The organism is Variovorax sp., from assembly GCF_035634955.1.
Classification (GTDB): domain Bacteria; phylum Pseudomonadota; class Gammaproteobacteria; order Burkholderiales; family Burkholderiaceae_C; genus Variovorax.
The window spans coordinates 105,339-124,446 of sequence record NZ_DASQBZ010000003.1 but is presented as its reverse complement, the minus strand read 5'-3'; the positions used below and the strand labels follow the sequence as shown (position 1 = coordinate 124,446).

At 66.7% G+C, this 19,108-nt stretch carries 25 protein-coding genes and 1 tRNA gene; 6 read left to right on the top strand and 20 right to left on the bottom strand.

Translation table 11 applies throughout. From position 1 onward, the window contains the following. Nucleotides 1–229, top strand: a 229-nt coding sequence (locus VES41_RS01035; RefSeq protein WP_324811828.1) for a tripartite tricarboxylate transporter substrate-binding protein, incomplete at its 5' end; no start/stop codon positions are given. On the opposite strand, the gene VES41_RS01030 is transcribed toward VES41_RS01035, so the two are convergent. The 4 genes from VES41_RS01030 to xylF all read right to left on the bottom strand — a co-directional run bounded on the left by VES41_RS01030 (nucleotide 217) and on the right by xylF (nucleotide 4,486). After that, on the bottom strand, nucleotides 217–1,416 hold the full coding sequence (locus VES41_RS01030) for an ROK family transcriptional regulator (protein ID WP_324811826.1): 1,200 nt from the start codon (nucleotides 1,414–1,416) through the stop codon (nucleotides 217–219). The genes VES41_RS01035 and VES41_RS01030 overlap by 13 nt on opposite strands. Then, nucleotides 1,413–2,183 (bottom strand): ATP-binding cassette domain-containing protein, encoded by a 771-nt coding sequence (locus VES41_RS01025; RefSeq protein WP_324811823.1) that lies wholly within the window; start codon nucleotides 2,181–2,183, stop codon nucleotides 1,413–1,415. Before VES41_RS01025 ends, VES41_RS01030 begins: the two co-directional genes overlap by 4 nt. Then, nucleotides 2,183–3,373: a sugar ABC transporter permease gene (locus VES41_RS01020; protein ID WP_324811821.1), complete on the bottom strand. Its 1,191-nt coding sequence runs from the start codon at nucleotides 3,371–3,373 to the stop codon at nucleotides 2,183–2,185. Before VES41_RS01020 ends, VES41_RS01025 begins: the two co-directional genes overlap by 1 nt. An 87-nt stretch (nucleotides 3,374–3,460) precedes the next feature. Further along, the gene (gene xylF, locus VES41_RS01015) at nucleotides 3,461–4,486 is read right to left on the bottom strand and encodes a D-xylose ABC transporter substrate-binding protein (protein WP_324811819.1); all 1,026 of its coding nucleotides are present in this window, start codon (nucleotides 4,484–4,486) and stop codon (nucleotides 3,461–3,463) included. Nucleotides 4,487–4,700: 214 nt separating this feature from the next. Here xylF and VES41_RS01010 point away from each other — a divergent pair, with 214 nt between their 5' ends. The 4 genes from VES41_RS01010 to VES41_RS00995 all read left to right on the top strand — a co-directional run bounded on the left by VES41_RS01010 (nucleotide 4,701) and on the right by VES41_RS00995 (nucleotide 8,348). After that, a complete protein-coding gene (locus VES41_RS01010) occupies nucleotides 4,701–5,756 on the top strand; it encodes a thiamine pyrophosphate-dependent dehydrogenase E1 component subunit alpha (RefSeq protein ID WP_324811816.1) in 1,056 nt (351 codons plus the stop codon). After that, on the top strand, nucleotides 5,747–6,763 hold the full coding sequence (locus VES41_RS01005; protein WP_324811814.1) for an alpha-ketoacid dehydrogenase subunit beta: 1,017 nt from the start codon (nucleotides 5,747–5,749) through the stop codon (nucleotides 6,761–6,763). Before VES41_RS01010 ends, VES41_RS01005 begins: the two co-directional genes overlap by 10 nt. Nucleotides 6,764–6,795: 32 nt before the next feature. After that, on the top strand, nucleotides 6,796–7,236 hold the full coding sequence (locus VES41_RS01000; RefSeq protein WP_324811811.1) for a MarR family winged helix-turn-helix transcriptional regulator: 441 nt from the start codon (nucleotides 6,796–6,798) through the stop codon (nucleotides 7,234–7,236). Nucleotides 7,237–7,328: 92 nt separating this feature from the next. After that, nucleotides 7,329–8,348 carry a tripartite tricarboxylate transporter substrate binding protein gene (locus VES41_RS00995; protein WP_324811805.1) on the top strand — a complete coding sequence of 340 codons (1,020 nt, stop codon included), beginning with the start codon at nucleotides 7,329–7,331 and terminating at the stop codon, nucleotides 8,346–8,348. A 16-nt stretch (nucleotides 8,349–8,364) separates the two neighbouring features. On the opposite strand, the gene VES41_RS00990 is transcribed toward VES41_RS00995, so the two are convergent. Together VES41_RS00990 and VES41_RS00985 are read right to left on the bottom strand one after the other, a co-directional pair. Beyond that, nucleotides 8,365–8,688, bottom strand: coding sequence for a DUF1840 domain-containing protein (locus VES41_RS00990; RefSeq protein ID WP_324811802.1), 324 nt, complete (start codon nucleotides 8,686–8,688; stop codon nucleotides 8,365–8,367). Nucleotides 8,689–8,694: 6 nt separating this feature from the next. Beyond that, the gene (locus VES41_RS00985) at nucleotides 8,695–9,960 is read right to left on the bottom strand and encodes a class I SAM-dependent methyltransferase (RefSeq protein ID WP_324811799.1); all 1,266 of its coding nucleotides are present in this window, start codon (nucleotides 9,958–9,960) and stop codon (nucleotides 8,695–8,697) included. Between the two features lie 161 nt (nucleotides 9,961–10,121). Between VES41_RS00985 and VES41_RS00980 the strand changes: the two genes are divergently transcribed. Further along, nucleotides 10,122–11,750, top strand: coding sequence for an AMP-binding protein (locus VES41_RS00980; protein ID WP_324811796.1), 1,629 nt, complete (start codon nucleotides 10,122–10,124; stop codon nucleotides 11,748–11,750). A 69-nt stretch (nucleotides 11,751–11,819) separates the two neighbouring features. Here the strand turns inward: VES41_RS00980 and VES41_RS00975 are convergent. The 14 genes from VES41_RS00975 to rpsH form a co-directional block, all read right to left on the bottom strand. After that, a tRNA-Met gene (locus VES41_RS00975) sits at nucleotides 11,820–11,896 on the bottom strand. A gap of 18 nt (nucleotides 11,897–11,914) precedes the next feature. Then, nucleotides 11,915–12,313, bottom strand: coding sequence for a 50S ribosomal protein L17 (gene rplQ, locus VES41_RS00970; RefSeq protein ID WP_324811794.1), 399 nt, complete (start codon nucleotides 12,311–12,313; stop codon nucleotides 11,915–11,917). A gap of 64 nt (nucleotides 12,314–12,377) precedes the next feature. Then, on the bottom strand, nucleotides 12,378–13,367 hold the full coding sequence (locus tag VES41_RS00965) for a DNA-directed RNA polymerase subunit alpha (RefSeq protein WP_324811791.1): 990 nt from the start codon (nucleotides 13,365–13,367) through the stop codon (nucleotides 12,378–12,380). Between the two features lie 131 nt (nucleotides 13,368–13,498). Next, a complete protein-coding gene (gene rpsD, locus VES41_RS00960) occupies nucleotides 13,499–14,122 on the bottom strand; it encodes a 30S ribosomal protein S4 (RefSeq protein WP_324811788.1) in 624 nt (207 codons plus the stop codon). Nucleotides 14,123–14,277: 155 nt separating this feature from the next. Beyond that, on the bottom strand, nucleotides 14,278–14,682 hold the full coding sequence (rpsK, locus tag VES41_RS00955; RefSeq protein WP_324811783.1) for a 30S ribosomal protein S11: 405 nt from the start codon (nucleotides 14,680–14,682) through the stop codon (nucleotides 14,278–14,280). A 12-nt stretch (nucleotides 14,683–14,694) separates the two neighbouring features. Further along, nucleotides 14,695–15,060 carry a 30S ribosomal protein S13 gene (gene rpsM, locus VES41_RS00950; protein WP_324811781.1) on the bottom strand — a complete coding sequence of 122 codons (366 nt, stop codon included), beginning with the start codon at nucleotides 15,058–15,060 and terminating at the stop codon, nucleotides 14,695–14,697. A gap of 27 nt (nucleotides 15,061–15,087) precedes the next feature. Continuing rightward, nucleotides 15,088–15,201, bottom strand: a complete 114-nt coding sequence (rpmJ, locus tag VES41_RS00945; protein WP_038201958.1) for a 50S ribosomal protein L36 — start codon at nucleotides 15,199–15,201, stop codon at nucleotides 15,088–15,090. A gap of 44 nt (nucleotides 15,202–15,245) precedes the next feature. Further along, complete coding sequence (gene secY / locus VES41_RS00940; protein WP_324811772.1) at nucleotides 15,246–16,559, bottom strand: preprotein translocase subunit SecY; 1,314 nt, start codon at nucleotides 16,557–16,559, stop codon at nucleotides 15,246–15,248. 22 nt (nucleotides 16,560–16,581) lie between these two features. After that, nucleotides 16,582–17,013 carry a 50S ribosomal protein L15 gene (gene rplO, locus VES41_RS00935; protein WP_324811768.1) on the bottom strand — a complete coding sequence of 144 codons (432 nt, stop codon included), beginning with the start codon at nucleotides 17,011–17,013 and terminating at the stop codon, nucleotides 16,582–16,584. A gap of 22 nt (nucleotides 17,014–17,035) precedes the next feature. Next, on the bottom strand, nucleotides 17,036–17,221 hold the full coding sequence (gene rpmD, locus VES41_RS00930) for a 50S ribosomal protein L30 (RefSeq protein WP_324811765.1): 186 nt from the start codon (nucleotides 17,219–17,221) through the stop codon (nucleotides 17,036–17,038). A gap of 13 nt (nucleotides 17,222–17,234) precedes the next feature. Continuing rightward, nucleotides 17,235–17,756 carry a 30S ribosomal protein S5 gene (gene rpsE / locus VES41_RS00925; RefSeq protein ID WP_324811763.1) on the bottom strand — a complete coding sequence of 174 codons (522 nt, stop codon included), beginning with the start codon at nucleotides 17,754–17,756 and terminating at the stop codon, nucleotides 17,235–17,237. Between the two features lie 18 nt (nucleotides 17,757–17,774). Further along, nucleotides 17,775–18,140, bottom strand: a complete 366-nt coding sequence (gene rplR, locus VES41_RS00920; RefSeq protein WP_324811853.1) for a 50S ribosomal protein L18 — start codon at nucleotides 18,138–18,140, stop codon at nucleotides 17,775–17,777. Nucleotides 18,141–18,154: 14 nt separating this feature from the next. Then, complete coding sequence (rplF, locus tag VES41_RS00915; RefSeq protein ID WP_324811761.1) at nucleotides 18,155–18,688, bottom strand: 50S ribosomal protein L6; 534 nt, start codon at nucleotides 18,686–18,688, stop codon at nucleotides 18,155–18,157. Between the two features lie 16 nt (nucleotides 18,689–18,704). Further along, a complete protein-coding gene (gene rpsH, locus VES41_RS00910; protein WP_324811759.1) occupies nucleotides 18,705–19,100 on the bottom strand; it encodes a 30S ribosomal protein S8 in 396 nt (131 codons plus the stop codon). Between the last annotated feature and the right edge of the window lie 8 nt (nucleotides 19,101–19,108).

Genomic DNA, 19,108 nt, shown 5'->3' with positions numbered 1-19,108 from the left:
GCACGGGCTGTACGCGCCCAAGGGCACGCCGGCGCCGGTGCTCAAGAAGATCAACGACGCGCTGAAGCTGGCGCTCAAGGACCCGGACTTCATCAAGAAGGAAGAGGGCCTGGGCGCGGTGGTGGTCAACGACAAGCGGGTGGAGCCGGCAGAGCACAAGAAGTTCGTCCAGTCCGAGGTGGCGCGCTTCGGCCCGGTCATCAAGGCCGCCGGCATCTACGTGGACTGATCGCCTCGAGACGCCCTGGAAGCCGCCGGCGCCTGCGGGCTGCGGCGGCTTTTTTGTGGCCGCCGGGCATGCTGGCCGGGATGCAGGGGCCGAAGATACTCGTGCAGCGCGAAGGCCGCCGCGCCCACGGCCGGCGCCAGTGCGCCATAGCGCGCCGGGCGCACCGGCGGAGGCGCCAGGCCGGCCGCCCGCGCATAGGTCTGGACGGTCTGGACGGCATGCTCGAGCAACCGCGGATGCGCTGCACAGCTGGCGCCGCCGACCACGATGACGCGCGGATCGAACGTGACCCACAGGTTCTGCAGCAGCACGCCCAGGAATGCGGCCGCCTGCTGGGGGTCGGCACCCGGCCGCGCCAGCGCGCGCGATCCGAAGAACGCCTCGGCGCAGCCGCGCCGTCCGCACGAGCATGGCGGGCCGCCGGCCTGGACGATGGTGTGGCCGATCTCGCCCGCCATGCCCTGCGCGCCGACGAACAGGCGGTCGTTGAGGACGATGCCCGCGCCGACGCCCACGTCGCAGTTGACGAAGATGAGCGGGTCGGCGCCCTCGCCCGCATCGCCGAATTCGTATTCCCCCAGCGCGGCCGCGTCGGCCTCGTTCTGCAACTGCAGCGGCACTTCGCAGACGCGCGCGTCTGCCAGCGCCCGGTCGAGCAGCGGCAGCAGCGCCACGTCGCGCCAGCCCAGATTGGGGGCGAAGCGCACGCGCCCGGTGTCATGGTCGACCGCGCCGGGCACGCCAATGCCCAGTCCCGCCAGCCGCATGCCGCGCGCCGACATGGCACGGCTCGCCTGGGCCGCCAGCGCCGCGGCGTGGTGGCAGACCGCCTCCGGCGACGTGCCGTCCAAGGCCTGTTCGTCCGAATGCAACAGTTCGCCTTGCAGCGAGACGCAGGCCAGGCGCATGCACTCGACGCCGACCTCGATGCCCGCCAGCGCGCGCACCCCGGCGTCGATGGCCAAGGGCGTCGACGGCCGCCCGGCACCGCCGGCCACGGGCAGGCCGGATTCTCGAAGCCAGCCTTCATCCAGGAGCTCGCGCACGAGTTGCCCGACGGTGGACTTGGTCAGCCCGCTTGCCTGCGCGAGCTGGGCGCGCGACAGCCCCGGCCGGGCGCGCAGCAGACGCAGCAGCACGCTGCGGTTGATGCGCTTGACCAGTCGCTGGTCGCCGATGGGGGTCATCCCGCTGACCGCGCCGTCTCCGCGATTGCCTCGGGCCGCTTGCCCGCGATGATCATGCCCAGCACCTGGTCCTCGGTGACGTCGGCCGTGGCATAGGTGCCGACCAGGCGACCGTTCTTCATCACCGCGAGGCGGTCCGACAGGCCGAACACGTCCGGCATGTCGTGGGTGATCAGGAAGATGCCCACGCCGTCGGCCTTGAGCTGGCGCACCAGGCTGCCGACCATGGCGGTTTCCTCCGGGCCGAGTGCGGCGCAGGGCTCGTCCATGATCAGGATGCGGGCATTGAAGTACAGCGCGCGCGCGATCGCCACCACCTGACGTTGGCCGCCCGACAGGCGGCGCACCGGCACGCGGATGTTGGTGAAGTTCCGGTTCAGGCGCTGGAACACCTTGCGCGCCTGCACCTCCATGAAATCGTCGTCGAGCGTGCGCCACGGCGTGAGCTTCTCGCGGCCGAGGAACAGGTTGGCCACCGAATCCAGGTTGTCGGCCAGCGCCAGCGTCTGGTAGATGGTCTCGATGCCCAGCGCCTGCGCTTCGGCGGGCGTGCGGATGTGGACCTGCTGCCCGGCAACGATGACATCGCCCGAGTCGACCGGGTAGGCACCGGCGAGCATCTTCATGAGCGTGGACTTGCCGGCGCCGTTGTGGCCGAGCAGCGCCACCACTTCACCCGGATGCAGGTTGATGCTGACGTCGTCGACCGCCTTGATGCCGCCGAAGGCCTTGCGGATGCCGCGCAGTTGAACAAGGGGCGTACTCATCAGTTGTCTCCGACGCGGCGCCGGTACAGCACGTCGAACACCACCGCGACGATCAGCACCTGGCCGATGATCACCATGCGCTTGCCGATCGACACGTCCAGCAGCAGCATGCCGCTGTCGAGCGACTGCATGATCAGCGCGCCCAGCACCGAGCCGAAGATCGATCCGCTGCCGCCCGCCAGCGCGGTGCCGCCGATGACGGCCGCCGCGATCACGTACAGCTCCATGCCGGTGCCAAGCGAGTTGGTGCCGGCATTCAGGCGCGCGATCGACACGATGGCCGCGATCGTGACCAGCACCGCCAGCAGCGCGAACAGCATGAGCGTGACCCGCTTGACCGGAATGCCCACCAGCGCCGCCGCGTCCGGATTGCCGCCCATGGCGAACACGTAGCGGCCGAAGCGGGTGCGGTGCACGAGAAAGGACAGCACGACCGCCACCGCGGCCCACAGCAGCACCGGAATCGGCAAGCCCTGTGCCTGCGGCTTGTCGCCGATGCGGTAGTCGTTCATCACCGCGGCGAAGGCGAACACCGCCACGATCGGCACAGCGACCAGCACCGACTCCAGCCACAGGGGCCGGTTCGGCATTCCGTGGAAGGCGCGCGCTCGGCGCCGCTGCAGCATGCGCAAGACCAGCACCACCGCGATGACGGCCGCCAGCAGCCAGGTCCAGGTGGTGCCGATGCCCCCGTCGTAGCCGCCACCCAGGCGCTGGAAGAAGGCGTCGTTGACCGGTTGCGTCTTGCCGTCGGCGACCAGGAAGGCCGCGCCCCGGAAGGACATCAGTCCACCCAGCGTGACCACGAACGACGGCACGCCGAGGCTGGCGACGAGCCATCCCTGGTAGATCGACACCACCAACGCCACCGCCAGCCCCGCCAGGCACGCGGCCGGCCAGGACCAGCCGGAGGTGTACTGCAGGTAGGCCACCAGCACGCCGATGAAGCCCATCACCGAGCCGACCGACAGATCGATGTGGCGCGCCACGATGATCAGCACCATGACGGTGGAGACGATGCCCACGACCGCCGTCTGCTGCGCCACGTTGTAGAGGTTTTCCGGGGTCAGGAACAGGCCGCCCGACAGCACGTGGAAGCCCACCGCCAGTGCCGCCAGCAGCACGCACATCAGCAGCAGCCGCAGGTCCACCCCCGTGCGCCGCCACAGCGGCACGGCGTCATCACTCATCGCGTCCTCCTTGACTCGGGCAACTCCCGGCGCATCCGTCATGCGCCGCCGGCGCGACCCGCGAGGCAGGCCGGCCCCGGATCGGGCCTACTTACATGCCTGAGGCGCAGTGGCCGCCGCGACGCCCTTGCACAGCTCGGCCTTGGTGATCCAGCCCGCCTTGATGATCACGTCGAGGTTGTCGCGCGTGATCGGCACGGGCGTCAGGAAGCGCGAGTTGAGCGGCACCTTCTTCTCGCCGCCGGACCACGGCGCCGCCTTGTCCACCGGCTTGCCGCCGGCCAGGGCGACGGCGGCGCTGGCGGCCTCCTTGCCCAGCTCGCGCGAATCCTTCCATACCGATACGGTCTGGGTACCGAGCGCCACGCGGTTCAGGGCCGCATGGTCGGCGTCCTGTCCCGACACCGGGACGCCGCGGATTCCCTTGGCGGTGAGCGCGGCCACCGCGCCGCCGGCGGTGCCGTCGTTGGCTGCCACCACGGCATCGACCTTGTTGCCGTTGCGCGTGAGGATCTGCTCCATGTTCTTCTGCGCGACCTCGGGCTTCCAGCCCTCGGTGTACTCGTCGCCGACGATCTTGATGTCACCCTTCTTCACCGCCGCGTCCACAACTTCCTGCGCTCCGGCGCGCAGGAAGTTGGCGTTGGGATCGGTGGGGGAGCCCTTGATGAAAACGTAGTTGCCCTTGGGCACCAGCTTGTAGACCGCGCGCGCCTGCATGCGGCCCACCTCGACGTTGTCGAAGGTGATGTAGAACACACCGGGCGCCTCGATCAGCCTGTCGTAGGCCACCACCGGGATCTTGCGTTGCGTCGCCTTGTTCACGGCCGGCAGGATGGCGTCCTTGTCCATCGCCAGCACGATCAGCGCCTTCGCTCCCTTGGAGATCAGCCCTTCCACGTCGGCCAGCTGCTTCTCGGGCGAGCCGCCGGCGTCGGCGCTGATGTACTTGGCGCCCAGCTTCTCCAGTTGCGCCTTGATGGCGGCCTCGTCGGTCTTCCAGCGTTCCTCCTGGAAGTTGGACCAGCTCACGCCGACCACCGTCTGGGCCATCGCGCCGACCGCGGAAAAGCCCAGGGCCAGGATGCCCAGGGCGCGCAGGGACTTGTGCATGTGGATGTCTCCGTTGTTGGGGTGCCGCCTATTAGTTCGGGCGACGAACTAAATAATCGCCGCACCCGGCGGAGCGAACATCGGGGGAATCCCTGCGGCCTTTCTTCGGCAACGCGCCGCTTCGCTCGCGGGTAAGCCCGCTGCCTCAAACTTGGTCACGTTCGATACCATTTTGTGCGCCGAGCGCGCAGCCCTGTCCTGCGCCGGAGACCCAATGAGTTCCATGACTTCCGACCCGCGCGCGCGCCGCGCGCTCTATCGCATGATGTTGCGCATCCGCGCCTTCGAGAACGCCGCCGAAGCGGCCAGCCAGGGCGGCGTCAGCGCCTATGGCCAGCAGGCCGGCACGGCCGCCAAGGTGCGCGGTCCGCTGCACCTGTCCACCGGCCAGGAAGCCGTGCCGGCGGGCGTATGTGCGCACCTCGACGCCAGCGACTACCTCACCTCGACCCACCGCGGCCACGGGCACACGCTGGCCAAGGGCGCCGACCTCACGCGCATGATGTGCGAGCTGTTCGGCAAGGCCAGCGGCTTCAATGGCGGCAAGGGCGGCTCGATGCACATTGCCGACTTCTCGGTGGGCATGCTCGGCGCCAACGGCGTGGTCGCGGCCGGCCTGCCGATCGCGGTGGGCGCGGCGCACGCGCAGAAACTGCTCAAGGCCGCTCGCCAAGGCGGCCCGGGTTCGGGCGCGGGCGAGGCCATCACGGTCTGCTTCTTCGGCGACGGGGCCATCAATCGCGGCCCCTTCCTGGAGGCGCTGAACTGGGCGCGGGTGTACCGCCTGCCGGTGCTGTTCGTCTGCGAGGACAACCGCTGGAGCGCCACCACGTCCAGCGGCCCCATGACGGCAGGCGACGGCGCCTCGGCGCGCGCCGCGTCGCTCGACATCGCCGCCACCCGGGTGGACGGCAACGACGTGTTCGCCGTGCACGCCGTGGCCGCCGGCCTGGTGGCACAGGTGCGCGCCGGCAGCGGCCCGCGCCTACTGCACGCCCTCACCTATCGCGTCAAAGGGCACGTGTCGGTCGACCCGGCGGCCTACCGCGACCCGCAGGAACTGGCGGCCGCGCTCGACACCGACCCCATTGCCCGCGCCCGCGCCACCCTGCTGGCCGACGGCGTGAGCGCGGCGGAGCTCGATGCGCTGCAGGACGAAGCGCAGGTGGAGGTGGACGAGGCCCTGGCCGCGGCCGACGCGGCCCCGTGGCCGGCGCCCGAAGCGGCCTTTGGCGATGTGCAGGACGTGGGAGCGGGGCAATGGATCTGACCAGCATGCAGGAACACGACAAGACCAGCGCCGGCGCCGCCGCGCAGGAACTCAGCTACGCCCAGGCCGCCGCATTGGCCGTGCAGCGGGAGATGGACGGCGACGCCCGCGTGGTGGTGGTCGGCGAGGACGTCGGTCGCGGCGGCATCTTCGGCCAGTACGCCGGGCTCCAGGCACGCTTTGGCGGCGAACGCGTGATCGACACGCCGATCAGCGAGGCGGCCATCATGGGCGCCGGCGTCGGCATGGCCCTGGCGGGCCTGCGGCCTGTGGTCGAGATGCGGGTGGTTGACTTCGCCCTGTGCGGAATGGACGAACTGGTCAACCAGGCCGCCAAGAACCGCTACATGTTCGGCGGCCAGGGGCGGGTGCCGATGGTCGCGCGCATGCCCGGCGGCATCTGGGACGCATCCGCCGCCCAGCACTCCCAGTCGCTCGAGGCCTGGTTCGCGCATCTGCCCGGCGTGGTCGTGGTGTGCCCGGGCACGCCGCAGGACAACTACGGCCTGCTGCGCGCGTCGATGCAATGCGACGACCCGGTGGTCTACATCGAGCACAAGGCACTGTGGGGCCTGCGCGGCACGGTCGACGAGGCGCAAACGGTGCGGCTGGGACAGGCGCGCCGGGTGCGCGCCGGCGATGCGCTCACGATGGTGAGCTGGAGCCGCCAGCTGCAGTCCTGCGAGCAGGCCTGCGACATCCTGGCGGCCGAGGGCCTGGCGGTCGATCTGATCGACCTGCGCACGCTGTGGCCCTGGGACCGGGAAACGGTGCTGGCGTCCTGCGCGCGCACTACCCGCCTGCTCGTGGTGCACGAGGCGGTGCAGGCCGGCGGCTTCGGCGCCGAGATCGCGGCGACCGCGGCTGAGGCGACCGGCTGCCGCGTGGCACGGCTCGGCGCGCCGCGAATCCCGGTCGGCTATGCGCCGGTGCTGGAGGCGCAGTCGCGCGTGGATGCCGCCGGCATCGTGCAGGCGGCCCGGCGGCTCGCGAGCGGCCGCGGCTGATGCCGCCCGCGGACATCGACGGAGCGCACGCCGTGGATGCCGCAGCCGACGACCTGCTGCTCCTTCAACTGGTGCGCGTGGTCAACCTCGCGGGTCGGCCTTTCGCGCAGCGCGTCGGCCGCGAGCACCGGCTGACGCTGCCGGAATGGCGCGTGATGGCAGTGGTGGCGCGCCTTCCGGGCTGCACCGCCAGCCAGGTGTGCGAACAGTGCGGCATGGACAAGATGGCCGTGAGTCGCGCCCTGGGGAGCCTTCAGCGCGCGCAGCGGGTCGACCGTTGCGCGGACCCCGACGACCAGCGATGCAACCGGCTCTACCTGAGCGAAGCCGGGCGGGCCTTGCATGCGGTGGTGCACGAGGCGGCGCGCCACCGGGAAGCGGAGCTGTTCGAGGGCATGGTGCCTGCCGAGCGCGAGCAGCTCGCCGCCGCGCTCGAGAAGATGCTGGCGGCCATGGCGCGCGTCGATCACTGACCCGGCGCACGCCTACCCCGGGGAATCACCCGCGCGCAAGAACGCCATCCCACGTACAACCGCTGGTTTCGAATCGAGTTGCGGAGTCTTCAATGTCCCATTCCACCCATTCCATGCCGCGCCGCACCATGCTGGGCGCGTGCGCGCTCGCCCTGCTGTGCGCCGGCGCCGGCCCGGCCGCTGCGCAGGAGGCCTGGCCCAGCAAGCCGGTGAAGATCGTCGTGCCCTTTGCGCCTGGCGGAACCACGGACATCCTGGCGCGCGCCGTCGCGCCCGAGTTGTCCAAGGCCTTCGGCCAGCAATTCATCGTGGACAACCGCGCTGGCGCGGGCGGAAACGTGGGCGCGGAAATCGTGTCGCACTCGCCTGCCGACGGCTACACGCTGCTGATGGGCACGGTGGGCACGCACGGCATCAACCGTGCGCTGTACCCCAAGCTGCCCTACGACCCGATCAAGGACTTCATGCCGATCACGCTGGTGGCCGCCGTGCCGAACGTGATGGAGATGAACGCACAGAAGGCCAAGGACCTGAACATCCACAACGTGCAGGACTTCATCAAGTATGCGAAGTCGCACCCCGGCAAGCTCAACATGGCGTCGAGCGGCAGTGGCACCTCGATCCACCTGGCCGGCGAACTGTTCAAGTCGATGACCGGCGTTTCGATGACGCACATTCCCTACCGCGGCTCCGGGCCTGCGCTGCTCGACATGGTGGCCGGCAATGCGGACGTGATGTTCGACAACCTGCCCTCTTCGATGCAGCAGATCAAGGGCGGCAAGCTGGTGCCGCTGGCCGTCACGAGCGCCAAGCGGTCCCCGGCGTTGCCCGATGTGCCCACGGTCGAGGAAGCCGGTGGTCCGGCACTCAAGGGCTACGAGGCCAGCTCATGGTTCGGCCTGCTCGCACCGGCCGGCACGTCGCCCGACATCGTCAAGCGCATTCAGCAGGCTGTCGCCAAGTCGCTGGAGAGCCCGGACATCAAGGAGAAGATGCAGGCGCAGGGCGCCATTCCGAGCGGCAACACCCCCGAGGAGTTCACCCGGCTGATCGCCAGCGAACACGTGAAATGGGCGAAGGTGGTGAAGGACTCCGGCGCGAAGGTGGACTGACGCGGGCCAGCGGGCGTCACACGCCCCAGACGACGTCCTTGCCCTCGGCCAGGGAACGCTTGAGCATGTTCAGCAGCGGCGCGGCGCGCTGGTGCAGCCCGACATGCTGGCGCTCTGCCTCGTCGGCATGGGCCTCGGCCGCGAAGGCGTCGTGGTTGTGCTTGTTGGCGGATGCATCGGCATTGATGGCCGCCTCCAGGGCGCTGATGGCCGCGGGCATCTGTTCGACGGTGATGACGCCCTTGCTGGACGACTTTCCGACGATATCCAGCAGTTGACGCGCGTTGCCCTCCATCATCACGAAGGAATCGGTGGCCTGGGACTTGAATCGGTACAGCATCTGGTTCTACCTGTAGATGTAATCGCGCGAATAAGGGTACTGCGATTGCGCGCCACGCATCGTACCGCTCGACATATCCCCGTCGGGCTTGGCCGAGAGCATCTGGTGCAAGGAGATCCACCCCCGCTCGAAGGCCATGGCCGATCCGGCCAGGTAGAGCCGATAGGCGCGCAGCACGCGTTCCGCACGCTGGGCACTGCCGGCGCCGCGCTCGAGCACCTCGCGCGCCTCGACCAGCCTCGATTCCAGTGCGTCCGACCAGCACCACAGCGTGCGTGCGTAGTGCGGGCGCAGGCTTTCGGTGTCGACCATCTCCAGCCCCGCGGCAGCCGTCTCGCGCAGCACGTGCGTGACGTGCAGCAGTTCGCCGCCGGGGAAGATGTATTTCTCGATGAACTCGCCCATGCCGGAGCCCAGTTGCCGGTAGTCGAGCTGGCCCGAGGTGATGCCGTGGTTCAGCACCAGGCCGCCCGGCCGCAGCAGCCGCATGATGGTGTCGAAATAGGCACGCATGTTGGCGCTGCCCACATGCTCGAACATGCCCACCGACGAGATCTTGTCGAATGGCTGCTCGGGCTGGAGTTCGCGGTAGTCCTTGAGCTCGACCCGTACCCGGCCGGCGAGCCCACGCTCCTCGATCAGGCGGCTGACGTAGGCGTGCTGGTTCTTCGACAGGGTGATGCCGGTCGCGCGCACGCCGTAGTTCTCTGCGGCCCACAACAGCAGCGCGCCCCAGCCGGACCCGATGTCCAGGTAGTTCTCGCCTTCGCGCAGGCCGAGCTTGCGGCAGATGTGATCGAGCTTGGCCTCCTGCGCCTGCGCCAGGCTCATGGAGGCGTCGCGGAAGTACGCACACGAGTACACGCGCCGCGGATCCAGCCACAACGCGTAGAAGTCGTCCGAGACGTCGTAATGGAACTGGATCTGCTCGGCGTCCTTGCGCAGCGAGTGAAGGCTGCGCGACTTGAGTGACCGCTTGAGCTCGCCCAGCCACCCGTGCTGGGTCTCGGCCGGGTTGTCCGGCAGCAGGCCGACGACGGCATCGGTCAGGTCGCGCATCGCGCCCTGTATCTGCACCTTCCCCTCGACGTAGGCCTCGCCGATCGCCCCGACCTGGCGCGCGGCCAGCTTGGCCAGTGCGGACCATTCGGTGAAGGCCAGCGTCACGCGCGAATTGGGGCTGGCCACCCGGCGGCCATCGGGCAGTTCAAGCGCGATGGGGACGGGGAGCGAAGCCAACTGCGATTCGATCTTGGGTATGAGGCTCTGCATGGTCCGATTTTTGCCACCCTGGAGGATCAGCGTCAACAGAGTGTCTTTAGCGATGGGCGTTGCGCGCTGCAGTAATTGAGAGCTAAACTATTTATGACTCAATCGCCTACGATGGCGGCCAGCCGGCCGCCCGGATGTACTGCGATGCCTGCGGAGATTGCATGAGCCCCACCGTCGACTGCTTCGTTCAAGACCGCCTGCCACCGCGTGAACAATGGCCCCGGTTCCGCTACGACTTGCCCGGAATGGAGGTTTCGGAACAGGCGAACCTGGTCGACGCACTGTTCGACCGCGCCGAAGCGGCCGGAAATTCGGAGCGGCCGATGCTTCTCGCTCCCGGCGTGCGCCTGACGTACCGCCAGGCGCGCCAGGAGGTCGACCGCATTGCCCGGCTGCTGGTCGACGAGTTGTCCCTGGTCCCCGGCAATCGCGTCCTCCTGCGGGGCGGCAATTCCGTGGCCATGGCTTTGGGATGGCTCGGCACCGTCAAGGCGGGCATGATCGCGCTGGCCACGATGCCCCTGTTGCGTGCGCGCGAACTCGGCGACATCCTCGAGAAGGCGCAGCCGAGCGCCGCCCTGTGCGATGCCCGCCTGCTCGATGAACTGGAAGCCGCGCGCGCCACGCCGGCGGGCGCCTCGTTGCGCCACGTGCTGCCCTTCAACGCGCCGGACGACCAGGCTTCGATGGAATCACGCGCGGCGCGGCTGGCCGGCGCTTTCACGGCTGCCACGCCATCGCGCGCGGACGACATCGCCCTGATGGCCTTCACCTCCGGCACCACCGGCAAACCGAAGGCGCCCGTGCACAGCCACCGCGACGTGCTGGCGTCCTGCGCCGCCTGGCCCGAGCACGTGCTCAAGCTCACCTGCGACGATGTCGTGATCGGGTCGCCGCCGCTGGCGTTCACCTTCGGCCTCGGCGGCCTGCTGGTCTTCCCGATGTGGGCGGGCGCCAGCGTCTGGCTGCCCAATGCAGGCTACACGCCCGAATCGATGGTGAGCACGATCAACCAGATCGGCGCCACAGTCTGCTTCACCGCCCCCACCTTCTATCGGCAGATGGCCCCCATCGCGAAGGCGCACGGCGTGCCCACCCTGCGCAAGTCCGTCAGTGCCGGCGAAGGGCTGCCGGACGCAACGCGGCAATTGTGGAAGGACGCCACCGGCATCGAGATGATCGACGGCATCGGTGCCACCGAGATGTTCCACATCTTCATCTCCTCGGCCGGCGAAGACGTGCGGCGCGGTGCCATCGGCAAGGTCGTGCCTGGGTACACCGCGCGGGTCGTCGACAGCCAGGGCCAGGAGGTCCCGCGCGGCACCATCGGGAAACTGGCCGTATACGGTCCGACCGGCTGCCGCTACCTCGGAGACGAACGCCAGCTCAAGTACGTCAAGGACGGCTGGAACTACCCGGGCGATGCGTTCGTGCAGGACGAGGACGGCTACTTCTTCTACCAGGCGCGCGATGACGACATGATCATCACCGCAGGCTACAACGTGGGTGGGCCGGAAGTGGAAGACGCGCTGCTGCGCCACCCGGCCGTCGCCGAATGCGGCGTGATCGGCGCGCCCGACGAACAACGCGGAATGATCGTCCAGGCCTGGTGCGTGCTCAAGCCCGGCCATGCGGGCGATGCAGCAATGGTCAAGGCCCTGCAGGACCACGTGAAGGCCTCCATCGCGCCCTTCAAGTACCCGCGCTCGATCGTGTTCGTCGATGCACTGCCCCGTACCGAAACCGGCAAGCTCCAGCGGTTCAGGTTGCGCCAGATGCAGGGCGAATAAGCCCTGAAGAGGCAAAGGAAAACGGCAAAAGAAAAAGGCCTCTTGTTTTCACAAGAGGCCTTTTCAATTTGGTTGCGCGAGCAAGATTTGAACTTGCGACCTTTGGGTTATGAGCCCAACGAGCTACCAGACTGCTCCATCGCGCGGCAGAAGCAAATTATAGCTTATTCTTCGGCAGCTTGCTCAGCGCTGTCCTCGGAAATTTCAGGGCGGTCGACCAGTTCGACCAAAGCCATCGGCGCATTGTCACCAACGCGGAAGCCCATCTTCAGAATGCGGGTGTAGCCACCCGGACGCGCCTGGTAGCGCGGGCCGAGTTCGTTGAACAGCTTGACGACGCTGTCCCGATCACGCAGGCGATCGAAGGCCAGGCGCTTGTTTGCGACGGTGGGCTTCTTGGCCAGGGTGATCATGGGCTCGACGACGCGGCGCAGCTCCTTGGCCTTGGGCACCGTGGTCTTGATCGCTTCGTGGGCGATCAGCGAGTTCATCATGTTGCGCAGCATCGCGAGGCGGTGCGAGCTGGTGCGGTTGAGTTTGCGAAGGCCGTGACCGTGACGCATGGTGGTTTCCTTTCGAGGGTTCTAATAAAGGCAGCCGTTTCAGGTACTGCCCTTCGCGCTTCGATCAGCGCTTGTCGAGGCCGGCCGGCGGCCAGCTTTCGAGCTTCATGCCAAGGGTGAGGCCGCGCGAAGCGAGCACTTCCTTGATTTCGTTGAGCGACTTGCGACCCAGGTTGGGGGTCTTGAGCAGCTCGTTCTCGGTGCGCTGGATCAGGTCACCGATGTAGTAGATGTTCTCGGCCTTCAGGCAGTTGGCCGAGCGCACGGTGAGTTCGAGTTCGTCGACCGGGCGCAGCAGGATCGGGTCGAACTGCTGTGCACTGCGCGGCGCCGGCGCATCGAACGCGGCCAGTTCGCCACCTTCGAGTTGCGCGAAGACGGCCAGTTGCTCGACCAGGATCTTTGCCGAGGCGCGCACGGCGTCTTCGGCGCTGATGGCGCCGTTCGTCTCGATCTCGACCAGCAGCTTGTCCAGGTCGGTGCGCTGCTCCACGCGGGCGCTCTCGACCGTGTAGCTCACGCGCTTGACCGGCGAGAACGACGCGTCGAGCACGATCCGGCCGATGGACTTGGTCGCCTCGTCGGCGTAGCGGCGCATCGTGCCGGGAACGTAGCCACGGCCCTTCTCGACCTTGATCTGCATGTCGAGCTTGCCGCCTTGCGACAGGTGCGCGATCACGTGGTCCGGGTTGATGATCTCGACGTCGTGCGGCGTCTGGATGTCGGAGGCCGTGACCGGGCCCTCGCCGTCCTTGCGCAGGCTCAGCGTGACTTCATCGCGGTTGTGCAGCTTGAACACCACGCCCTTGAGGTTCAGGAGGATGTTGACCACATCTTCCTGCACGCCGTCGATCGAGGAGTACTCGTGCAGCACGCCGGCAATGGTGACTTCGGTCGCCGAATAACCGACCATCGACGACAGCAGCACGCGACGCAGCGCGTTGCCCAGGGTATGGCCGTAGCCGCGTTCGAACGGTTCGAGCGTAACCTTGGCCTTGTTGGCGCCGAGTTGCTCGACCTGGATGGTTTTGGGCTTCAGCAGGGTGGTTTGCATTCAGACTTCCTCTCAATACCCCCGGCTCGTTACACCGGTAAGGCTGGTGAAGCGCCCGGCGGGGATGCCTCCGCACCGGGTACCGAAACACTACGAAGGATGGGGCTGCACTGCAGCCCCGATTCCTGGAATTAACGCGAATACAGTTCGACGATCAGCGATTCGTTGATGTCGGCTGCGAATTCGTCGCGGTCAGGAGCCTTCTTGAAAACGCCTTCCGCCTTGTCGACGCTGACTTCGACCCAGGCCGGAATGCCGACCTGCGTAGCCAGTTGCAGCGCCTCGACCACGCGGTTCTGCTTCTTCGACTTGTCGCGCACGGCCACGACGTCACCGGCCTTGACCAGGTACGACGGGATGTTGACCGACTGGCCGTTCACCGTGATCGCCTTGTGCGACACCAGCTGGCGTGCTTCGGCGCGCGTCGAGCCGAAGCCCATGCGATAGACCACGTTGTCCAGGCGGCACTCGAGCAGCGACAGCAGGTTGGCGCCGGTGTTGCCGCGGCGGCGATCGGCTTCCTCGAAGTAGCGGCGGAACTGCTTCTCGAGCACGCCGTACATGCGCTTGACCTTCTGCTTTTCGCGCAGCTGCAGGCCGAAGTCGGAGGTACGCTGACCCGAGGTGCGGCCGTGCTGGCCGGGCTTGGAGTCGAACTTGGCCTTGTCCTGGATGGAGCGGCGGGCGCTCTTGAGGAACAGGTCGGTGCCTTCACGGCGGGAGAGTTTGGCCTTGGGGCCGAGATAACGTGCCACGAGATCTTCCTTTGATGTCAACTGCCGCCAGGCGCTTCGCCCGGCGGGAGCCGTCGGTCAATGATTGCCGGCGGCGGTGGGCTTGGATTGAATGAACAACCGAAAAAGCAAAACGCGCAGACTGCCTGGGGCAGCCTGCGCCTGGCGTCGAACGCTCAGATGCGACGACGCTTCTGCGGACGGCAGCCGTTGTGCGGCACCGGCGTCACGTCGGAAATCGAGTTGATGCGGATGCCCAGTGCGGCCAGCGCGCGCACCGAGGATTCGCGACCCGGGCCGGGGCCCTTGATCTCGACGTCCAGGTTCTTGATGCCTTGTTCCACCGCCACGCGGCCGGCGACTTCCGAAGCGACCTGGGCGGCGAAGGGCGTCGACTTGCGCGAACCCTTGAAGCCCTGGCCACCCGACGAAGCCCACGACAGGGCGTTGCCCTGACGGTCTGTGATCGTGATGATGGTGTTGTTGAACGAGGCGTGCACGTGCGCGATGCCGTCCGCGATGTTCTTGCGAACCTTCTTGCGAACGCGCTGCGCAGCGTTATTGGCAGGAGACTTAGCCATGCTGTTGGATCCTTACTTCTTCAGGGACTGCGCGGCCTTGCGCGGGCCCTTGCGGGTGCGTGCGTTGGTACGCGTGCGCTGACCGCGCATCGGCAGGCCACGGCGGTGGCGGAAGCCCCGGTAGCAGCCGATGTCCATCAGTCGCTTGATGTTCATCGTGGTCTCGCGGCGCAGGTCGCCCTCGATCGTGAACTCTGCGATCTGATCGCGAATCTTTTCCAGATCGCCGTCGGTCAGGTCCTTGATCTTCTTCGAGTAGTCGATGCCGCAGGCTTCGCAGATCTTGCGAGCGCGCGTGCGACCGATGCCGAAGATCGCCGTCAGGCCGATCTCGGCGTGCTTGTGCGGCGGAATGTTGATGCCAGCAATACGTGCCATGTGCGTCCTCTAAATCTCTTTAGTCGATCAACCCTGGCGCTGCTTGTGGCGCGGGTCGGTACAGATCACACGCACCACACCCTTGCGGCGGATGATCTTGCAATTACGGCAGATGGTCTTGACCGAAGCCGAAACTCTCATTTTGTTACTCCTAAATCTCTTTATCCGGGCTCGAGTTCGCTCAATCAAGACGTCTTGAAGTTGGCCTTCTTGAGCAACGATTCATATTGCTGGCTCATCATGTAGTTCTGCACCTGGGCCATGAAGTCCATGGTGACGACCACGATGATCAGCAACGACGTCCCGCCGAAATAGAACGGCACGTTGTACTTGAGGATCAGGAACTCCGGCAGCAGGCAGACGAAGGTGATGTACACCGCGCCCGCCAGCGTGAGGCGAACCAGGATCTTGTCGATATAGCGGGCCGTCTGGTCGCCCGGACGGATGCCCGGAATGAAAGCGCCGCTCTTCTTCAGGTTGTCCGCCGTCTCGCGGCTGTTGAAAACCAACGCCGTGTAGAAGAAGCAGAAGAACACGATCGCAGCCGCATACAGCAGCACGTAGATCGGCTCGCCGGGACGCAATGCACCCGCGATGTCCTTGACCCACGCCCAGCCCGTATCACCGGCTCCGAACCAGCCCACGACCGTCGCCGGCAGCAGGATGATCGACGAGGCGAAGATCGGCGGGATCACGCCGGCCATGTTCAGCTTCAGGGGCAGGTGGGACGATTGTCCGCCGTACACCTTGTTGCCGACCTGGCGGCGCGCGTAGTTCACGAGGATCTTGCGCTGGCCGCGTTCGACGAACACCACGAAGTAGGTCACCAGCACCACCACCGCGACGATGAACAGTGCGACCAGCACGTTCATTGCACCGGTGCGAACCAGCTCCAGCAGGCCACCCACGGCATTCGGCAGACCGGCCGCGATACCTGCGAAGATCAGGATCGAGATTCCGTTGCCCAAACCGCGTTCGGTGATCTGCTCGCCCAGCCACATGAGGAACATGGAGCCGGCCGTCAGGCTGATCATGGCGGTGATCCGGAAGCCGAAGCCGGGCGAGATCACCAGGCCGGCCGACGACTCGAGCGCCACCGCGATGCTGAACGACTGGAACAGCGCCAGGCCCAGGGCCCCGTAACGGGTGTACTGGGTGATCTTGCGGCGTCCGGTCTCGCCTTCCTTCTTGAGCTGCTCGAAAGTCGGCACGACGTAGGTCATCAACTGCATGATGATCGACGCCGAGATGTACGGCATGATGCCCAACGCGAACACGGTGAAGCGCGACAGCGCCCCGCCCGAGAACATGTTGAACAGGCTCAGGATGCCGCCCTGCTGACCCTGGAACAGCTGCGCCAACTGGTCCGGATTGATGCCCGGAACCGGAATGTGCGCGCCGATGCGGTAGACCACCAGGGCGAGCAGCAGGAACACCAGACGGCGACGCAGGTCGCCGTACTTGCCCGTCTTCGCCAGCGTTGCCGCGTTGGTTGCCACGTACTTCCTTTGTGCCCGCTGCTTAGGCGATGCTGCCGCCGGCCGCTTCGATCGCAGCCTTGGCACCGGCGGTTGCACCCACGCCCGTCAGCTTGACGGCACGGGTGAGTTCGCCCGACTTCACGACCTTGACCACCTTGGCGAGCTGGCCCACCAGGCCGGCTTGCTTGAGGGCCAGGACGTCGACTTCGGCCAGGCCGAGCTTTTCCAGCGCGGTCAGCGTCACTTCGGCGTTGAACTTCAGCGTCTGCGACTTGAAGCCACGCTTGGGCAGGCGCCGCTGCAGCGGCATCTGGCCGCCTTCGAAGCCGACCTTGTGAAAGCCGCCAGCACGCGACTTCTGACCTTTGTGACCACGACCGGCAGTCTTGCCCAGGCCGGAGCCGATACCGCGGCCGACGCGGCGCTTCGCGTGCTTGGCGCCAGCGGCCGGCTTGATGCCATTGAGTTCCATATCGTTCTCTCAGCGGCTCTTGTCAGAGCACTTTGACCAGGTAACTGATCTTGTTGATCATGCCGCGCACCGCGGGCGTGTCCTGCAACTCCGAGACGGAGTTGAGCTTGCGCAGGCCGAGGCCACGCACGGTGTCGCGATGCGACTGCTTCGTGCCGATCGGGCTGCGAACCAGTTGCACCTTGATGGTTTGCTGTTGGGTCGTCATGTGACTACTCCGCTCAGGCCGTGAACAGCTGTTCGACAGCCAGGCCACGCTTGGCGGCGACTTCCGAGGCCGTGGTTGCGTTGCGCAGGCCGTTCAGCGTTGCGCGGACCATGTTGTAGGGGTTCGAAGAGCCATGGCTCTTGGCCACGACGTCGGTGATGCCCATCACTTCGAACACGGCGCGCATCGGGCCGCCGGCGATGATGCCGGTACCCTTCGGGGCCGGATACATCACGACCTTCGAAGCGCCATGATGGCCGTGCACCTGGTGGTGCAGCGTGCCGCTCTTGATCGAAACCTTGAACAGGTTGCGACGGGCTTCTTCCATTGCCTTCTGCACGGCGGCGGGCACTTCCTTGGACTTGCCCTTGCCCATGCCGACGCGGCCATCGCCGTCACCGACTACCGTCAACGCTGCGAAACCGAGGATACGACCACCCTTGACCACCTTGGTCACGCGGTTGATCGAGATCATCTTCTCGCGCAGACCGTCCTCGGGGCCTTCGTTCTGCGTTCTTGCCTGAATCTTTGCCATTGTGAATCTCGTGTCCGGTTAGAACTGCAGGCCGGCTTCGCGGGCCGCATCGGCCAGCGCCTTCACGCGGCCGTGGTAGGCGAAACCTGCGCGGTCGAACGCAACCTTCTCGATGCCGGCGGCCTTCGCCTTCTCGGCGATGCGCTTGCCGACGATCGCGGCGGCGGCAACGTTGGCGCCCTTGCCGGCGCCGCCCAGCGACGAACGCACTTCGGCTTCGGCGGTGGAGGCGCAGGCCAGCACACGGGAGCCGTCGTCGGAGATGACGCTGGCGTAGATGTGCAGGTTGGTGCGGTTCACCGTGAGGCGGGCAACGCCCTGAGTCGCGATGCGGATGCGGGTCTGACGCGCGCGGCGCAGACGCTGTTCCTTCTTGGTCAACATCATTTTGCTGCCCCTTACTTCTTCTTGGTCTCTTTGATCACGATCTTCTCGTCCGCGTAGCGGATGCCCTTGCCCTTGTAAGGCTCGGGCGGACGGAAGGCTCGGATCTCGGCGGCCATCTGGCCGACACGTTGGCGGTCTGCACCCTTGACCACGATCTCGGTCGGGGTGGGGGTGGTGACCGTGACGCCTTCGGGCATCACGACGTCGACCGGATGCGAGAAGCCGATGGCCAGGTTGAGCTTGGCGCCCTGGGCGGAGGCCTTGAAGCCCACGCCAACCAGGTTCAGCTTCTTTTCGAAGCCCTTCGACACGCCGATCACCATGTTGTTGACGAGCTGGCGCATGGTGCCGCTCATCGCCACGGCTTCGCGCGAATCGTTGGTGGGGGCGAAGCTCAGCTTGCCGTCGCCGTTGCTGACCTTGACCAGCGGGTTGACGACCAGCGACAGCGCGCCGCCGGCGCCCTTGACGTTGACCTGGGCGTCCTTGATCGACACATCCACGCCTTGCGGGATGGTGACCGGTGCTTTTCCTACTCGGGACATGTTCCTTGCTCCTCGATCAAGCGACGTAGCAAAGGACTTCGCCGCCAACGCCGTTGGCGCGCGCCTTGCGGTCCGTCATCACGCCCTGGGGCGTGGTCACGATGGCGACGCCCAGGCCGTTCTGGACCTGGGGAATCGCCGAACTGCCGCGATACACGCGCAGGCCGGGGCGACTGACGCGCTCGATGCGCGCAATCACCGGGCGACCGGCGTAGTACTTGAGGGCGATTTCGAGTTCGCTCTTGCCGGCTTCGGTCTTGACCTGGAAGCCGTCGATGTAGCCCTCGTCCTTCAGGACCTGGGCGATCGCGACCTTCACCTTGGAAGCCGGGACCGACACCGTGGGCTTGGCGACCATCTGCGCGTTACGGATACGCGTCAGCAGGTCGGCAATGGGATCACTCATGCTCATGTTTGTTG